Origin of the sequence: Radiobacillus sp. PE A8.2, from assembly GCF_045635475.1 — a bacterium.
Classification (GTDB): Bacteria; Bacillota; Bacilli; order Bacillales; family Amphibacillaceae; genus JBJGXI01.
Genome location: NZ_JBJGXI010000017.1, coordinates 44,464 through 60,541, shown reverse-complemented (window position 1 = coordinate 60,541; position 16,078 = coordinate 44,464). Strand labels below are relative to the sequence as shown.

The following is a 16,078-nucleotide window of genomic DNA, read 5'->3' as shown; positions in this document are numbered from 1 at the left end:
TAACGACTAGAAATTAACCTATTACAACGTCATTGGAGTTCAATCATATGTTCACAACAAAAAAAATTAACAGACATACATTCTTAAGAATTTTTTTCCTCGTTTTCATCGTCGAATGTTTAGATCTACTTTTGTCGATATTTTTTCCTGCGAAAAATATTATGTTTTTATTTATACAAGCTACCTTAATCATTATAACCTTTATCTTGTTGTATGTATTATTAAGAAGAACCTTTACTGCAAATAGAGAACTGAAAAATAGTACAAAGAATTTAAATAGTATTTTTGACACATTAGATGTGGCAATTTGGTCACATGATTTAGTGAACGATCAATTATTAATCACACCGGGAATTGAAAAGTTATATGGTTACAAATTAGATGATTTTTACCAAGATAAGTTGTTATGGAAGAAAGTTATTAATCCTGAAGACTTGCATGTTTTAAAAGAGAGAGAGAAGAATTTTATTAAAGGTGAACCTTTTACAAGTGTATATCGGATAATAAAGCCAGATGGACAAGTGCGTTGGATCCAAGATCGAGGGTTTCCTACTTTGGATAAGAACGGTCATCTTGTATATTTTTCAAGTGTTTTGTTTGATATTACAGAGCGCAAGGAAAGTGAAGATCAATATCGTAATCTCGTTGAGATGTCCCCAGATATTATTGCAGTTATCACGGATTATAGGTTTTCTTATATTAATGAATCTGGAAGTAAAGTATTAGGCGCAAACAACCCTTGTGATGTAGTTGGTATGAGTCTTTTTCGATTTGCTAACAAAATAGACGTTATACGGGCGTTGAAGAGGGTAGGAAGCTTCACAAGCCAAACGAATAATACAGTTCGCTTAGAAGCTAGCTTTTCATCTTTGGATGGGAAATTAATTGATATTGAGATTTCATTGCGGTCGATTCTATATGAAGGAAGATCAGCATTTCAGTTAGTCGGGCGAGATATTACAGAGCGAAAAAAATCTGAACGAATCATTCATCAAATGGCTTATTATGATTCATTGACGGGTATTCCGAATCGAAATAAATTTAAACAAGAATTAGGAAACATACTAAAGAACGAAGCGAATAAATCCTTTGCTATTTTATTCTTAGATTTGGATCGCTTTAAAACTATAAATGACACAAAAGGACACTCAACTGGGGACATGATTTTGAAACAAGTGGCTATTCAACTGAAAAATGTCCTGGCAGAAGATGGAGAAGTTTTCCGACAAGGTGGAGATGAATTTATTATCCTCGTCGACAATACAAATAAAGACGAAGTGGTTAAGATAGCAGAACGCATCCTGCAAGTGTTCACTAAACCGTTATCAATAGGTGAAAACGATTATTTCGTTACGCCTAGCATAGGGATAAGCATGTATCCCATAGATGGTGATGATCAGGATACGTTAATAAAGCATGCGGATACTGCAATGTACTTAGCAAAAGAACGTGGAAAAAACAATTATCAGTTTTATGACCCATTGTTAGACGAAATTGCGTATCGAAAGGTAGAACTCGAAGATGGTTTGCGGAGAGCAATAGAACTCAATGAGCTAACGTTACATTATCAGCCGAAAGTTAATTTAGAAACAGGAAAAGTACCGGGGGTTGAAGCGTTACTTCGTTGGAATCACAAAGATTTAGGAACAATTTCACCTACTGAGTTTATTCCATTAGCAGAAGAGTCAGGCTTAATTATCCCAATTGGGAAATGGGTCATCAAAAAAGCATGTGAACAAAGTAAACAATGGGAAAACAGTCAGGTCGGAATTTTGCCCATTGCTGTTAATTTATCTGTAAGGCAAATACAAGATACTGCGATTGTAGAAGATATAAAGTCTATAATTGATGAGGTAGGCATTCCACCGAATCGTTTAGAATTGGAAATTACAGAGAGTATTATGCAGGACGATGAGTGTTCGATTGGCGTGCTATATGCGTTACAAAAAATGGGGATAGGTATTTCAATCGATGATTTCGGGACAGGCTATTCTTCATTAAGTAAACTGAGGTACCTTCCGATTGATACGTTAAAAATCGATAAGTCATTCGTTGATGATATTGGTAATTTTAACAATCAAGGTTCGATTGTAAAAGCAATTATAGATATGGGACAAAATCTTAATTTCAACATCATTGCTGAAGGTATAGAAACGGAGGAACAAGTAAAATTCTTATACAAAAATTCTTGTCAGATAGGCCAAGGCTATTATTATAGTAAGCCTTTACCTGCAGACGAATTAGAGCGATTTCTCTTGAATCAAGTTAAATAGGATTGATTGAGCAGGTTTCTTTTAGATACTTGCTCTTTTTTTATGAAAATTGCGGTTAGTGCCAGTATCTTCCTCGGTATCATATGATACAGATTGTTAATCCATGGGGTTTGATTGTAGCGATATTCAATTTGCGTTGATAAGATTAAGCAATACTATATCTAGTATTAGTTTACTAATTTCAAAGAAGAGGATAATTCATGGAATGAACAATCTATTGCTTATTTTACTAAGTTGCCTATGGGGATCAGCGTTTCTACGGACAAAAATTTTATTAGAGCATTTATATCCGGTTAGCCTCGTTTTCTTTCGATGTTTATTTGGACTGTTGTTCATTATCCCTTTTATCATTAAGATAAAGATTTCTATTAGGCGATCAATCACCTTTAAGTTTGTTGTAGTTAAGAGCTTAGGGGCTGCAATTCCGTGGTCGATGGTGTCGTATGCTTTAATGCATTTACATACATCAGTTAGTGGTGTGATGAATTCCTTTGCAGCAATTTTTTACTTTTATATTAATGATGCTTATCTATTATGTTAATTGTAACTCTTTCTTATGGTCTCAATAATGTGTACACGTCAAAATATTTTGGGAATATATCTCCTTTTGTATTAGGCTTCTATACGTTATTGATTGCAGTTATATTTTCAGGTGGAGTTATGCTAGTAATCGAACCAGGGGTAGGAGTGAAGATCCTTTAGCCGTCTATTTTCATTCCAATGTTAATTTTAGGTGGTTTTAGTTCAGGACTCGGCTATGTGATTTTCTATAAGCTAATATCATCAGGTTGTTATAAATGGACGGAGATTGTTCATGAAAATGCCAAGTAATTCTAGGCGGTAATTCCTCAAAACATTTGGCACATTTTGGCTCCATTCGTAAAGTTTGTTACTTATTAAACTACTAAAATGCGACGTATTAATGAGCGCTAATCCGACGCTGTGGAAAGCTTTCTGATAGGGACGGAGTGGTGCACATGCAAAATCAGTGAACACCTATGTACTACGTCGGATACTAGCTATTTTCAGTAATAACAACAATCTTTAGAGGGCAGTAATTTTTTAATTTCTGTCCGTAGGTACTATTGTTCTATACTGACCAGTCTATGCTTTTTAGTTTATTGTCCTTTATTTTAAAGTTTGCCAATACATAAATACGAGACTACATATAATTAACAAAAATCCTATGATAAATGTAAGATTGAAAGGTTCTTTTAATACAATAACACCTAGTAGTACAGACATAAAAGGAATTAGGAATGTGACAAACGAGACAAACACAGAGTCAAAGTGCGACGAATTATCACAAAAGTAGCCATTTTCTGCCCGGTATGGTATATGATAAACTTATAGAATTTTTATGCATTTGATTGTGGGAGGAGTTTTAGGAGTGAGGAAAGAAAGGGTTTTTCAATTATTGGCTACTGAAGAAATCAAAGGATTGAAGCTTTTTTTATCAATATTTTATTTGTTTTTAATCGCTTTTGATGTGATTTACTATTACGTAGCACCGTTGGTTTATGGTGAACAGCAAGATTTAATTTTTAGAGGATTAGGATATTGGTATTATATACTTTTTCTATGCTTAGTACCTATTTCAATTGTTATTATAAAGAAGGGAAAGGTATTTGCAGTAAAATATATCTTTCTATTCGGTTATATTGCTATTGATTTGTTTAACAATTTTATTATTTATTCTGGTACACAGAATAGTTTTGCATCAGGAAATGGTGTTGAATTAGTTTTTATTTTATTTTCGATCCTGTTTATAAATAAAAGATTTTTCTTCTATACATTAATTGGGATCATAAGTAAGTATGTTGTTCTCGGATTAGTATTTCAATATATGGAAGTCTTGTTACCAATCGTTTTGTACAGCTTATTAGCTTTACTAGCATACATTTTATTGAATCGCTTTTATTCCAATTTACAGGCTCGGCTAAAATTAAGTGAGGAACTTCAAAAATCTGAACAACTTGCTATCGTTGGGCAGATTGCTACATCCATCACCCATGAGGTTAGAAATCCTCTTACATCTCTCAAAGGTTTCACACAACTTCAGAAGGACAAATACCCAGAAGAAACAACATATTTTAAAATTATGACAGAAGAAATAGACCGCATAAGTGCAATTCTAAATGACCTACTTGTTATCGGTAGACCAAAGGAAAAAGTGTTTGAGCGTAGTGATATAAAAGAACTAATAGATTATGTAGAATCGATCATGAAACATAATCATACAGAAAATAAAGTTGTCATTACCAAGGAAATAGACAATGACCTCCCAATGATCGAATGTAACGCACACCAAATCAAACAAGTATTCATTAATATTATAAAAAATGGCATTGAAGCGATGTCTCAAGGTGGTACTTTAGTCATTAAAGCTGAGCATCATATGGATAACCAGATTAAAATTACGGTGACTGATGAGGGAGAGGGTATATCGAAAGAGAACCTTAACCTATTAGGTAATGCCTTTCATACTACAAAGCAAGATGGAACTGGCTTAGGCTTAATGGCCAGCTTTAAAATTATGGAAGAGCATCAAGGGCATATGGAATTTACTAGTGAAGAAGGGATAGGGACGACCGTTACTATCTTGTTGCCTGTGGTTGAGGGAAATTATAGAAAGGTAAGGTAAAACTAATAGCTTACGTTTAATTGTAAAACTCTTTCCCGTTACGATATCGGTAACTTTAGCTGTTTTACCGATTATAAACACATATTGTGCTTCAGTCCACCAGTCGAGATATTTACCGTGGTTTTCACTTGTAACGGTATTGACTGCAATATTGTGAACAGGAATCTTTAATGTTTGACCAATCGACAAATTTGAATTTCTAGTCAAATTATTAGTACGGAATAATTCTTGCTGTGGAATACCATAGCGAATGCTCAAGTCCCATATATTATCGCCTGACTTAATTGTATGATTAGCAAAAGTAGTTGTATTTTTTTCTGTTTCAGTTGGTGTATTCTCTCCAAAGGGAATCGTCAATGCTTGTCCTACTTGTATAACGTCTGATTTTAACTGATTACCTGTACGTATTCTGTCAACAGTAACATCAAATCTTTTTGCAATCACAGATAAACTGTCACCTGAACGAGCAGAATAAACAAATGTCTTTTGCTCTTCCTCCACAGATTCGCGTGACAGCGCGGTCGGTATTGTTAAAACTTGTCCAATACTTAGAAAATCCGAGAATATGCCATTGGCTGATTGTATCGCTGCTACAGTTGTTTCGAATTGTTTGGCTATGGCAGATAAATTATCTCCAGGTAACCACGGTATAAGTATTAGAATTTGCGCTGGAAGTTGTCTTTTTGTCAATTGGAAGTGTTAAACTTTGACCTATGTATATGAAATCGGACGCTAAGTGATTTGTACGTTTTAATGCTTCTACAGTCGTATCATACGCTTGGCTATGACGGATAAACTATCTCCAGATGCAGCGATATAACTACTTGGTTGTGCTTCTGGCTTAGGAGCTGTTGGTAATGATTGATTAGATTGAATAAAAGCGGTAATAATCAACGTTTGCCCGAGTTTTGTTGAATCAGTTTTTAACCCATTTGCTTGTTTAATACCATCTACCGACACATTATAATCCCTTGCGAGTACGGTTAAATAATCACCGGTTTTTACTGTGTGTAAGGCTTGTGGAATAATCAATTGCTAGTTTAATTGTAAAGAATCTGTCATCAAATTATTAGCTCGTCTTATGAGATCGATCGAAGTAATAAATTTTTGCGAAATGGCCCAAAGCGAATCACCAGAAACTACATTATAATAAAAGGAATTCTCTGTAACTGGAGAAGTTGTGACGTTAGATTCAGCAGCGTGCGCGTTTGTCGTATTAGCCATTATAGGAATCGTCGTGATCGCGACGCCGCTAATCATAATTTTAATATTTGGATAACGCTCCTTCAAAATTTGTTTAACTGTTGTAGTCAGGTTATTTTTAGTTTTTGGGAGAGTGCCTAGTTCATCCGCAAATTCTGACGCATGATCAGCGAGATAAACGACCAACGTGTATTCTTCAGTATGTGAATTTAATTTTATAAGTTGATAATGTTTAACATATTCCATAGTAAAATCTCCCTGCTTTTTTAAAGTATATTGCATGTAATTTGCTTCCATATTTACAAATTAATTATCTCGTAATAAAAAAATGATACAATCTCTCCAGTTGATTGGTGATACTCTTCTTTAGGGCGTGTTGTTACACTTTTTATGTGAGAAATGTAACCTCATCAAACGTCCCATATTCAAATATTACCTCAACAAAGCATCCACATTTCTGCTCATTTATGGTAAATTTATAATAAACTAAGGCTCTTATCTATTTTTGTTATTTCATATTTGAAATATAATTCGACGTAGTTGGTGAGTGTTTAATCTGCTTCGGAGATACACTTCACTTTCCGCGGGGCTAGTGAGCCTCCTCGCGCTGCGGGTCTCACTTATGCCACTTCTTAAGGACCACAGGTTAAACGTCCTAGTCGGACAACGCCTGCATGACCCTTGCTGGGCATCAGGAGTCGAAGTGCATATCATATGCTAACGGGATTGCTCCTTACGTCGACTACCAGGAGGGGAAATCAAGAACACTACGTCGGATTCTAGTTATTTTGCTCAAAAACAACATTCTTTTAGAAAAAAAACTAAATTAAAAGTCAAAATGAGGTATGAGATGTGACTCCGCAATTGACTGCATATATAGCGCTTATCTGTACATCCGGTGTGTTAAATTTATTTTTATGCCTTTACGCAATTATAAAGCGACATAACTTTTCTAATATTGTTAAATTTTTCATTCTAAATACTACGGTTATTATGATTTACTGTTTTGCTTCTGCGTTTGGCATACTGTCTACGTCGATGGAGCAAATAAAGTTTTGGACGAACCTTCAATATGTTGGAATAGCGTTTTCGCCACCATTAGGTTTGTTATTTATTACAAAGTATTTGGGAATGAAAATAACGAAAAGGGGAATATTCGCACTTCTTACGGTTCCTTTCATTACGTTGGTTATGGTTGCTACGAATGATCTGCATCATTTGCATTATCGGGTGTATCAAGTTGATCCAATCTTGGGAGCGCCTTTTGTTCACCAGGAAATGGGCATATGGTATATTGTTCATGGCACTTATATATTTGCTTGCTTGTTCGCTTCCCAAATACTCGTGCTGTCTAGGTGGAAGGAAACCGCGAAAGTATATCGTCGACAATTAATTGCTTTAATGTGTAGTCAACTTGTCCCAATGTTAACGGCGTTTGTTTATTTGCTCGGAATTACACCACCAGGGATAGACCCAGTACCGATGATGTTATGGCTTTCTTCACTTTTATATTTGTGGTCTATTAGCTCTTCACGGATGTTTACCATTATGCCAATTGCTAAAAATGCGATATTTAATAGCATAAATGATGGTGTGATTGTGCTCAATGAATCTCACCAATTAATAGAGTTTAACCAAGCGTGTAAAAATATGTTTCCACAGTTACATAAATCGATGTTTGGGATGAATTTTGAACAGGCTTGGTCTAAGATATCGTGTGATGCAGGGAATGCTTTTTCGTTTCCATTAGAGACTACTGAGCACATTAAGGAATTGAGAATGACCAAAGATAATGTGGAATTAATCTATCAGGTGCGAATTTCGATGCTACAGCATGAAAATAATAATGGTTTTTTGCTGATTTTCACCGATATTACTGAACTAAAAAAGCTGCAAGCAAAATTAGAGAAACAAGCTTTTTATGATGATCTTACACAAGTTTATAATCGCCGTGCATTTTTTGAGGAAAGTGAACAAGATTTTGCAGTTGCTAAGAAAGTTTCCTCTGCGTACACCGTTATATTAATTGATATAGATTATTTTAAAAGTGTGAATGATGATTATGGTCATTATGTAGGTGATCAAATGCTCGTGCACGTAGTTAAGGTTTTTAAATCAGAGTTAACACAAGGATCACTATTTGCTCGCTACGGAGGAGAAGAATTTGTGGTCGCGCTTAAAGGACATACGTTAGCAGAAGGTGAAGCATTAGCAAATCAACTTCGCAAAAGCATTGAATCACAGCCCCTCATATCTACGGTGGGGGTTATCTCTGTTACAATGAGCTTTGGCGTGGCGGAAGCCAATAAAGAAACAGCGGAGACATTGCATCAGTTACTCAATAAAGCGGATACAGCTTTATATACTGCAAAACAGGCAGGACGTAATCAAGTGCATGTATATACTGGGGCATAGATACGAACCATACAGTAGATGTATGGTTCGGTTATGTTGGATTTATAGTTATCATCTGTAAACTCAATTACAATCCATTAAGTCCGTTATTCGTTAATTTGGTAGTGATTTCAGCCAATTCACCAGGAGATTTGTCCATGCCATTTTTTAACCAGTGTTCGATCACATGAATACTTCCATATATGGCAAATAAACTAGCATAACTGGATAAGTCTTCTTCCAAATTTTTGGAATCGATTAAACTTTTAACGGTGTAATCGTGTGCGACAGTAACGACACGCTTTAAAAATGCAGAATCTAAGTGTTCACTCAGTAATATTTGACAAACATCCTTATTCACTGCTACATATTCGATTATTTTTTCGGTGATTTGAAGTGCCTCTGTGTCGGCGTTCAAATTTATTTGGTTGAGATATTCATTCAAATCATAGATGAGTTCTTCTTCAATCTGTGCAAGCAGTGCATAATGATCAGCAAAATGCGAATAAAATGTGGAACGATTAATATCTGCAACCTCACAAATTTCCTTCACAGTGATTGCGGCAATTGGTTTTTCTTTTAATAACTCCATCAAGCTTTCTTTTAATACCATTCTTGTGTACTTTTTCCTTCGATCTAACTTCTCGTTTGACATAGTTTCACACCCTTTATCCAACAGTGAAAACGCTATCTGTTTTATACTGTACGTTTGCTAAAAAACTGTTTGTTGATAAAACAACACAGTGTCATTATAATTGTATGGAGATATTGATGCAAGAAGGAGTGGTTATGATAGATCTTACAGCACAGGTGATTAAACATAAAAAAAGTATTGTAGTCTTGTTTTTTATTGCAGCTGCAATTTCTGCTATCGTAATGAATCTTGTATCTGTGAATTACAATATGGTAGATTACTTGCCGGATGATGCACCTTCAACAGAAGCTATGGATATTATGGACGCAGAGTTCGATGGGTCCGTTCCCAATGCACGCGTAATGATTCATGATGTGACCGTCCAGGAGGCATTGGTGTATAAAGAAAGACTAGCAGCAATTGATGGTGTTTCTGGCGTAATGTGGTTGGATGATGCAATAGATTTAAAAACACCATTAGAATTAGCAGATCAGGATACAGTTGAGTCGTACTATAAGGATAATAAAGCACTTTTCTCTTTAAGTATTCGTGAAGGAGATGAAGTCTCGATTTCCGATGCGATTTATGAGTTAATTGGTGAGGAAAATGCAGTTTCCGGAGGTGCTATTGATACAGCTAGCTCTCAGAAAATGGCTGGATCGGAATCAATGTATGCAGCCGCATTGCTCGTGCCGATTATTATCTTGATTCTTGTTTTATCGACCAATTCTTGGATTGAGCCAGTGTTTTTCCTCACTGCAATCGGTGTTTCAGTTTTAATTAACTTAGGAACGAACATCTTTCTTGGAGAAGTATCGTTTGTTACACAATCGGTTAGTCCCATTCTGCAGTTAGCTGTATCTCTAGATTATGCTATATTTCTACTACATAGTTTTTCTCATTATAGAAGACAAACGAGTAATGTTGAAGAAGCTATGCAGTTGGCGATAAAACGATCATTTCCAGCGATCGCAGCGAGTGCTGCAACAACATTCTTTGGCTTTTTAGCACTTACACTGATGGATTTTGAAATCGGGTCCGATCTTGGTATAAACCTTGTAAAGGGGATCGTATTAAGTTTTATTAGTGTGATGGTCTTTTTGCCTGCGCTGACTTTATGGTTCTATAAATGGATGGATAAAACAGAGCATAAACCGCTAATTCCAAGTACGTGGAAGATTAGTGGATCCGTAATGAAAGTGAGATTTATTAGCTTAATCCTTGTATTCCTAGTCGTTGTACCTAGCTTTTTGGCACAAAGTAACACGAACTTTATTTATGGTACTGGAGAGCAACCGGAAACAACTCGGGTCGGTAGCGATATAATAGAAATTGACGAGGCATTTGGGCGTTCGACTCCAATGGTTGTCCTTGTTCCAAAAGGCAATATGGCTAAGGAAACGGAGTTAACGGATGCCCTTGGAAACGTGGAACATATCACAAGTGTTGTGTCTTACCCAAATATGGTTAGCTCAGTCATACCAACTGAATATATAGAGGAATCTGTAGTAGAGCAATTTTATTCTGACAACTATAGTCGAATCACCTTATACACGGATACCGATAAGGAAGGCGAAGTTGCTTTTTCTGTTATTGATGAGGTGAAGGAAATAACTTCAAGTTACTATGGTGACAAATCCTATACACTTGGAGAAAGTGTTACCTTGTATGATATGAGAAACATTGTCAGACAAGATAATACGGTTGTTAATCTAGTAACCGTTATTGCGATTGCTATTGTGTTACTGGTAACATTTAAATCGATTTCCATTCCAGTTGTACTATTATTGACTATTCAAACGGCTGTTTGGGTCAATTTATCTGTTCCGTACTTCACGGATACTTCACTTGTTTTTGTTGGTTACTTAATTATTAGTACTGTGCAGCTAGCCGCAACAGTTGATTATGCAATCTTACTGACTGAGGATTATAAGGAGAGAAGGAAAGAGTTACCTGCTCTAGCGGCGATAAAAGAGACGATTGATCAGAAAATTTTCTCCATTTCCATTTCTGCATCGATCTTATCGAGTGTCGGGTTTATTTTATGGATTACCTCGTCCAATCCGATAGTAGGCTCGATTGGGTTACTACTTGGTCGAGGAGCATTGCTTGCCTTTATCTTGGTTGTTTTCTTCCTGCCAGCCATGCTGTTGATTTTTGACAAAATTATTGACAAAACAACGTGGAAAGCAAATTTTTTCCGCGGTGAAAATCGCAACACAGAACAGACAAAATAGAGATGTTTAATTCAATTAGAAAGTATAATGAATGTAACAATCTAAGTACTTCAACTAACAAAAGGGGAATGAATAAAACCCCACTGATATAAGCTTCACTTTATAAGGAGAATGATGATGAGAAAAAAACTACTTGTTCTACTGGCGTTTATGCTTCTCTTGCCTTCATATCCGATACAGGCTGCGTCCGGTGGAAGCACCAGTGCTGACGATCCGGTACAAACAAGTGGCGAAGTTACTTCAAAGGATGAAGTGATTTATGCCACGTTAAGTGCTACTGGTGCAAAGAAAAATATTTATGTGGTCAACATATTTGACGTTACCAAAGCAGGAACAATCGTCGACTATGGTGCATATTCCGATGTTGAAAACTTGACTAATTTGACCGAAATTGAGCAAGAAGGTAACAAGGTGCAAATCGACGCACCAGAAGGCGATTTTTATTATCAAGGGAACATGCAAGACAAATCTATACCATGGGATATTTCTGTCGCTTATCAGTTAGATGGAAAAGCAGTGGCTCCAGAAGATCTGTTAGGTGAAGATGGACAATTTGAAATGAACATACACACTTCCGCAAACGGAAATGTAAATAATGCTTTTTATAACAACTATTTATTACAGATATCTTTAACGCTTGATGCAGATGTTTTCGAGAACGTCACTGCGGGTGATGCATCTATTGCAAATGCCGGAGCAAATAAACAAGTAACGTTTACGGTGATGCCAGAAAAAGAAGGTAATTTCACTTTAAACGCTAATGTTAAAGGTTTTGAAATGCAAGGAATGGAAATTTCAGGAGTTCCTTCTTCCATGGCGATCGATTCTCTAGACACGGAAGAAATGACAAATGAAATAGAAACATTGAGTGATGCTATTTCTAGTATTAATTCAGGTGTTTCTGATCTAAAGAATGGTGCATCACAATTAAATGATGGTGTTAATGAGCTACAAAATGGTTCGAAATCTTTTCAAAATGGAATTGCGGAGTTAGATTCTAATTCATCAAGTTTAATTGATGCGTCTACAACAATTGAGACCTCTCTTACTACGATTAGTAATTCTCTAAATGAGGGTGACATGGATGTTAATCTTGATGAGTTAAAGCAGATCACGGATGTCTTACCTGAAATTGCAGACGGACTTAACGAAACCGCAGATTGGTTATCAGAACTAGAAGAAAACTACGGTGATGCATTAAAAGAATTAGATGATACGATGGAGTCGATACCAGAAGCTGATATTTCTGAGGAAATAGATGAACTTTATAAAAGTATTGACGATGAAGAGAAGAGAAAAACAATTGATCAATTAGTAGAGTCATATAATCTAGCGATAATTGCAAAAGAAAATTATGCTAGAGTGATAGAAGCGTTCCATACACTGGAACAGCATTTAGACGATATGAATGGCTCAATTACTTCATTACAAGACACATTAACATCGATTTCCAGTAGTCTAAAAGCATTTGAGGATATGAATGTTGCAGGTCAAATAACACAGCTTCAAGAAGGTATGTCAACGTTAGCTTCTAATTACGGTGAGTTTCATAAAGGTTTAGAAGGTTATATGGGTGGAGTCTCCGAACTTTCAAGCAACTACGGTGAGCTTCACTCAGGATTAGTGCAGGTATCTGATGGCACAAGTGACCTTGAGTCAGGTGTTGGTGAACTTCATGAAGGAACAAATGAATTAAACGAGAACACCAAGAATATGCCAGAGGAAATTAAGCAGGAGATCGATACCATGATGGATGAGTATGATAAGTCTGATTTTGAACCTGTATCGTTTGTATCTGAGCAAAATAAGCAAGTGAACAACGTACAATTTGTCATCAAAACAGAAAGCATTACAAAAGATGAAGAAGATACTGCAACTGAAGAAAGTGGGGAGAAGAAAGGCTTCTGGGCACGGTTAATGGCTTTATTTAGTTGGCTATAGACAGAACAGATGGGGATACTAGTCAATCAAGAGCCACAAGGTGATTACTTTGGTGGTTAAGGTATTGGCAAATCTACATCACAAGATCAAGGTAAGACATGTCAATTTGCAACACTAGTCGATCCGGATTTTGTAATTCTAGGAAAGTAAGATGATAAGAATCTTGTGCTTGTTTTACGTATTCAAATAAATCCTATTCATGCAAAAAACAGAGACCACCTAGGTCTCTGTTTTCGTTCATCCTTGTGGATAATATGGAGACGGCGCTGGATATGGATAAGGGTATGGATACGGATAAGCAGGGTAGGCAGGCACTGGTACTGGGTATGGACCAGGGGATGCAGCAGCTCCGACTACTAATCCTGTTGCCGCACCAGCAGCAAATCCAGGGTGATAAGGGTGATAAGGGTGATAGGGATGATGCCCATGATAGCCACCGCCATGTCCCCATGTTGCATGCCCTGCTCCATGTCCCCAACTTGCATGTCCGCCACCACCGTGGACGGGTCTGTTGTTGCTATAATCATTATAAGTCATTAACCTCACCTTTCTTCTATGCGACGTTTCTTTAGCATATGATAAGGAAGGGGGATATGACTTCGATGGTGCAATATATTACAAATTAATCTGTATTTTCTTCCGCTTTATTTGCAAAAGCCTCCGGAATCATTCGAAACCCTTCAATCACAGTGTCCTCCTCGACTTCAATCATCAGGTAACGTTTCCCTGAAAGGTGAACCTGTCTTACAAATTTTAAATCTTGCGGGCTGATCGATATTTTGGCAAGCTTTGTGTCGATTTTGATAGATTTCGAGTTGTATTTCGGGATGATGCTACTTGCTTTCAGTTCATACTGTTCATCATCGACAACGCGTTGAAAGGAAGATTTGACTTTCTCTGTATCTATTTCTTCTATTCCGCTCATTTTTAATACTCGTTCTACGTCTTTGTAGTCTAATCTCGGTGTATCTTCTTCATCTGTATCTTCCATTACACGATGAATTTCTTCATACACACTGGCCAGTGTCGATGTGTTCAACTGATCTTTGGTGACATCTTTGACAATTTCCTCAAATACGGCCTTGTCGTCCTTTGCAGTCATTGTCTCCTCGGCATCTAAAACTTCTTCAATAAATTCGTGATCGGGTTCAAATGCTTTAGCTGTTGCGTATAAAACATGATTAACATCAGCAGCACTATTGGTGAAACAAGGAAATAAAAATCCACCAACTGGTTGATTTAAATTAATGATAGGATTTACGACGATATTATACTTGAACTCCTTCTCGACATAGTCAAAAAGCAACTCCTTTTTGGGGTCCTGTGTTTTATTAATGCTGCAAAGAATAAACGAGTGAGAATAAACTGTATCTCGTCCATTTTCCTCAGTTTCTTCATTCGTTCGCTTCATTGCCTTAAAATATTCACCACGGATGAATGTAACGACGAGATCCATCTCATATTGTTTGTCTTTTAGCATTTTTTCTACGATTAATAGCATTTTTTCACGCCAATCATCATCACTACCTAGTAAGCCTTGATGAAGAATGAGCTGACTGCTATTTTCTATATCCCGCTTAAATTTTAATTCAAATAACTTCTCATCGAGTTGACCGCTAAGTACTTTTTTGAAATTCCCCATGAATAACTCTTGCTGATCCTGATCTAGCATTTCAAAAGGCTGGCTTTCATAGTGATAAATCTCGCTTGATTCTTTCATAATATAAACATTAAATATCTCACGCATTTTCATAAATTCATTATCTACTTTAAATTGTTTGCGAATGTTTGCGATGTCTTTTTTATTCATAAAGGGTTACACTCCTAAGCTGATTTGTTTGGTAAATGGCTGATTAAGATAATTAGAATACAGTGCTTAGTAAATCATATCAGAAAGAGAGTATTAATACATGTAAAAGATTAGATGAGAGTCAATTTCATAATGATCTTATACAGCTATCTACATCCATAAGATTTCGGAAACGGTTTAATTACAATATATATAGATGAGGATAGCTGAAAACCAGTTTTATGACATTTGCTAAAAATGTAATTAAAAATTAAAAAGCGTGAGAAAATGAAACCTAGCTTTCGTTACTGGATGTTGAGTCAAAATAAGATAACAGACATGATCAATATTGTAGTCATCATTCGATGTGGACGCTCGTACACTTCTTATGAGGTGATAAATATGGACCAAGTGTTATCTTTTGCATCCGTTTTAGCTCCAATTGTTTCTGCACTTGTTCAACTTGTTAAAAAGACAGTAGATGTGGAAAAAAACTATATTCCACTAATCAGTTTGATGATTGGTATTTTGTTGGGATCTTTAGCATTTCCAATAACAAGTTTAGGATTAGGATCAAGGTTATGGGCGGGTGGTGTTGCAGGACTAGCTGCGACGGGATTATTCGAAATGGTGAAACGAAGAAATGGTACATCGAAAGGAACTGAACAACGCAAGTAGCTATACCATTTTACATGATAGTAGAGTCTACAAGCATGTGGGCTCTACTATTATGCATATTTCAATACATAAAGGTTACGATAATAACAATATAAGGATAGGGAGGGATTCACATGGCAGGTGAGAATAAGGGAAAACCAAATTATAAACCAACTAATCCAGATACGAAGAAACCAGATGAACAAAAAAGAAATAAAACTAAATCACCATCTAGAGGCAATCCACAGTAAGGCATAGTAACACCAGAGAAGATCGTCATAATTGGCGGTCTTGTTTTTGTTAGTG

Annotated in this window: 13 protein-coding genes; 7 read left to right on the top strand and 6 right to left on the bottom strand. The window is 36.2% G+C overall.

The genetic code is table 11. From position 1 onward, the window contains the following. Positions 1–47 precede the first annotated feature (47 nt). Positions 48–2,273, top strand: coding sequence for a sensor domain-containing protein (locus ACI6MV_RS10895; protein WP_407270322.1), 2,226 nt, complete (start codon positions 48–50; stop codon positions 2,271–2,273). 103 nt (positions 2,274–2,376) lie between these two features. Continuing rightward, complete coding sequence (locus ACI6MV_RS10890) at positions 2,377–2,814, top strand: EamA family transporter (protein ID WP_407270321.1); 438 nt, start codon at positions 2,377–2,379, stop codon at positions 2,812–2,814. 587 nt (positions 2,815–3,401) lie between these two features. On the opposite strand, the gene ACI6MV_RS10885 is transcribed toward ACI6MV_RS10890, so the two are convergent. Next, entirely contained in the window at positions 3,402–3,554 is a 153-nt protein-coding gene (locus ACI6MV_RS10885; protein WP_407270320.1) for a hypothetical protein, read from the bottom strand. 109 nt (positions 3,555–3,663) lie between these two features. On the opposite strand from ACI6MV_RS10885, the gene ACI6MV_RS10880 reads away from it, so the two are divergent. Next, positions 3,664–4,917 carry an ATP-binding protein gene (locus tag ACI6MV_RS10880; protein ID WP_407270319.1) on the top strand — a complete coding sequence of 418 codons (1,254 nt, stop codon included), beginning with the start codon at positions 3,664–3,666 and terminating at the stop codon, positions 4,915–4,917. A gap of 759 nt (positions 4,918–5,676) precedes the next feature. Here the strand turns inward: ACI6MV_RS10880 and ACI6MV_RS10875 are convergent. Next, positions 5,677–5,949 (bottom strand): LysM peptidoglycan-binding domain-containing protein, encoded by a 273-nt coding sequence (locus ACI6MV_RS10875; protein ID WP_407270318.1) that lies wholly within the window; start codon positions 5,947–5,949, stop codon positions 5,677–5,679. 3 nt (positions 5,950–5,952) lie between these two features. Beyond that, positions 5,953–6,366, bottom strand: a complete 414-nt coding sequence (locus ACI6MV_RS10870; RefSeq protein WP_407270317.1) for a LysM peptidoglycan-binding domain-containing protein — start codon at positions 6,364–6,366, stop codon at positions 5,953–5,955. 606 nt (positions 6,367–6,972) lie between these two features. Here ACI6MV_RS10870 and ACI6MV_RS10865 point away from each other — a divergent pair. Beyond that, complete coding sequence (locus ACI6MV_RS10865; RefSeq protein ID WP_407270316.1) at positions 6,973–8,535, top strand: histidine kinase N-terminal 7TM domain-containing diguanylate cyclase; 1,563 nt, start codon at positions 6,973–6,975, stop codon at positions 8,533–8,535. A 67-nt stretch (positions 8,536–8,602) separates the two neighbouring features. On the opposite strand, the gene ACI6MV_RS10860 is transcribed toward ACI6MV_RS10865, so the two are convergent. Then, the gene (locus ACI6MV_RS10860; RefSeq protein WP_407270315.1) at positions 8,603–9,169 is read right to left on the bottom strand and encodes a TetR/AcrR family transcriptional regulator; all 567 of its coding nucleotides are present in this window, start codon (positions 9,167–9,169) and stop codon (positions 8,603–8,605) included. 134 nt (positions 9,170–9,303) lie between these two features. On the opposite strand from ACI6MV_RS10860, the gene ACI6MV_RS10855 reads away from it, so the two are divergent. Both ACI6MV_RS10855 and ACI6MV_RS10850 read left to right on the top strand, forming a co-directional pair. Continuing rightward, complete coding sequence (locus tag ACI6MV_RS10855; protein WP_407270314.1) at positions 9,304–11,385, top strand: efflux RND transporter permease subunit; 2,082 nt, start codon at positions 9,304–9,306, stop codon at positions 11,383–11,385. Between the two features lie 117 nt (positions 11,386–11,502). Then, positions 11,503–13,326: a YhgE/Pip domain-containing protein gene (locus tag ACI6MV_RS10850; RefSeq protein ID WP_407270313.1), complete on the top strand. Its 1,824-nt coding sequence runs from the start codon at positions 11,503–11,505 to the stop codon at positions 13,324–13,326. 237 nt (positions 13,327–13,563) lie between these two features. Here the strand turns inward: ACI6MV_RS10850 and ACI6MV_RS10845 are convergent, their stop codons facing one another. Both ACI6MV_RS10845 and ACI6MV_RS10840 read right to left on the bottom strand, forming a co-directional pair. After that, positions 13,564–13,863 (bottom strand): hypothetical protein, encoded by a 300-nt coding sequence (locus ACI6MV_RS10845; protein WP_407270312.1) that lies wholly within the window; start codon positions 13,861–13,863, stop codon positions 13,564–13,566. An 85-nt stretch (positions 13,864–13,948) separates the two neighbouring features. Continuing rightward, the gene (locus ACI6MV_RS10840; protein WP_407270311.1) at positions 13,949–15,136 is read right to left on the bottom strand and encodes a DUF4317 domain-containing protein; all 1,188 of its coding nucleotides are present in this window, start codon (positions 15,134–15,136) and stop codon (positions 13,949–13,951) included. 381 nt (positions 15,137–15,517) lie between these two features. Here ACI6MV_RS10840 and ACI6MV_RS10835 point away from each other — a divergent pair, with 381 nt between their 5' ends. Next, positions 15,518–15,793, top strand: a complete 276-nt coding sequence (locus ACI6MV_RS10835; protein ID WP_407270354.1) for a holin — start codon at positions 15,518–15,520, stop codon at positions 15,791–15,793. Positions 15,794–16,078: the final 285 nt, after the last annotated feature.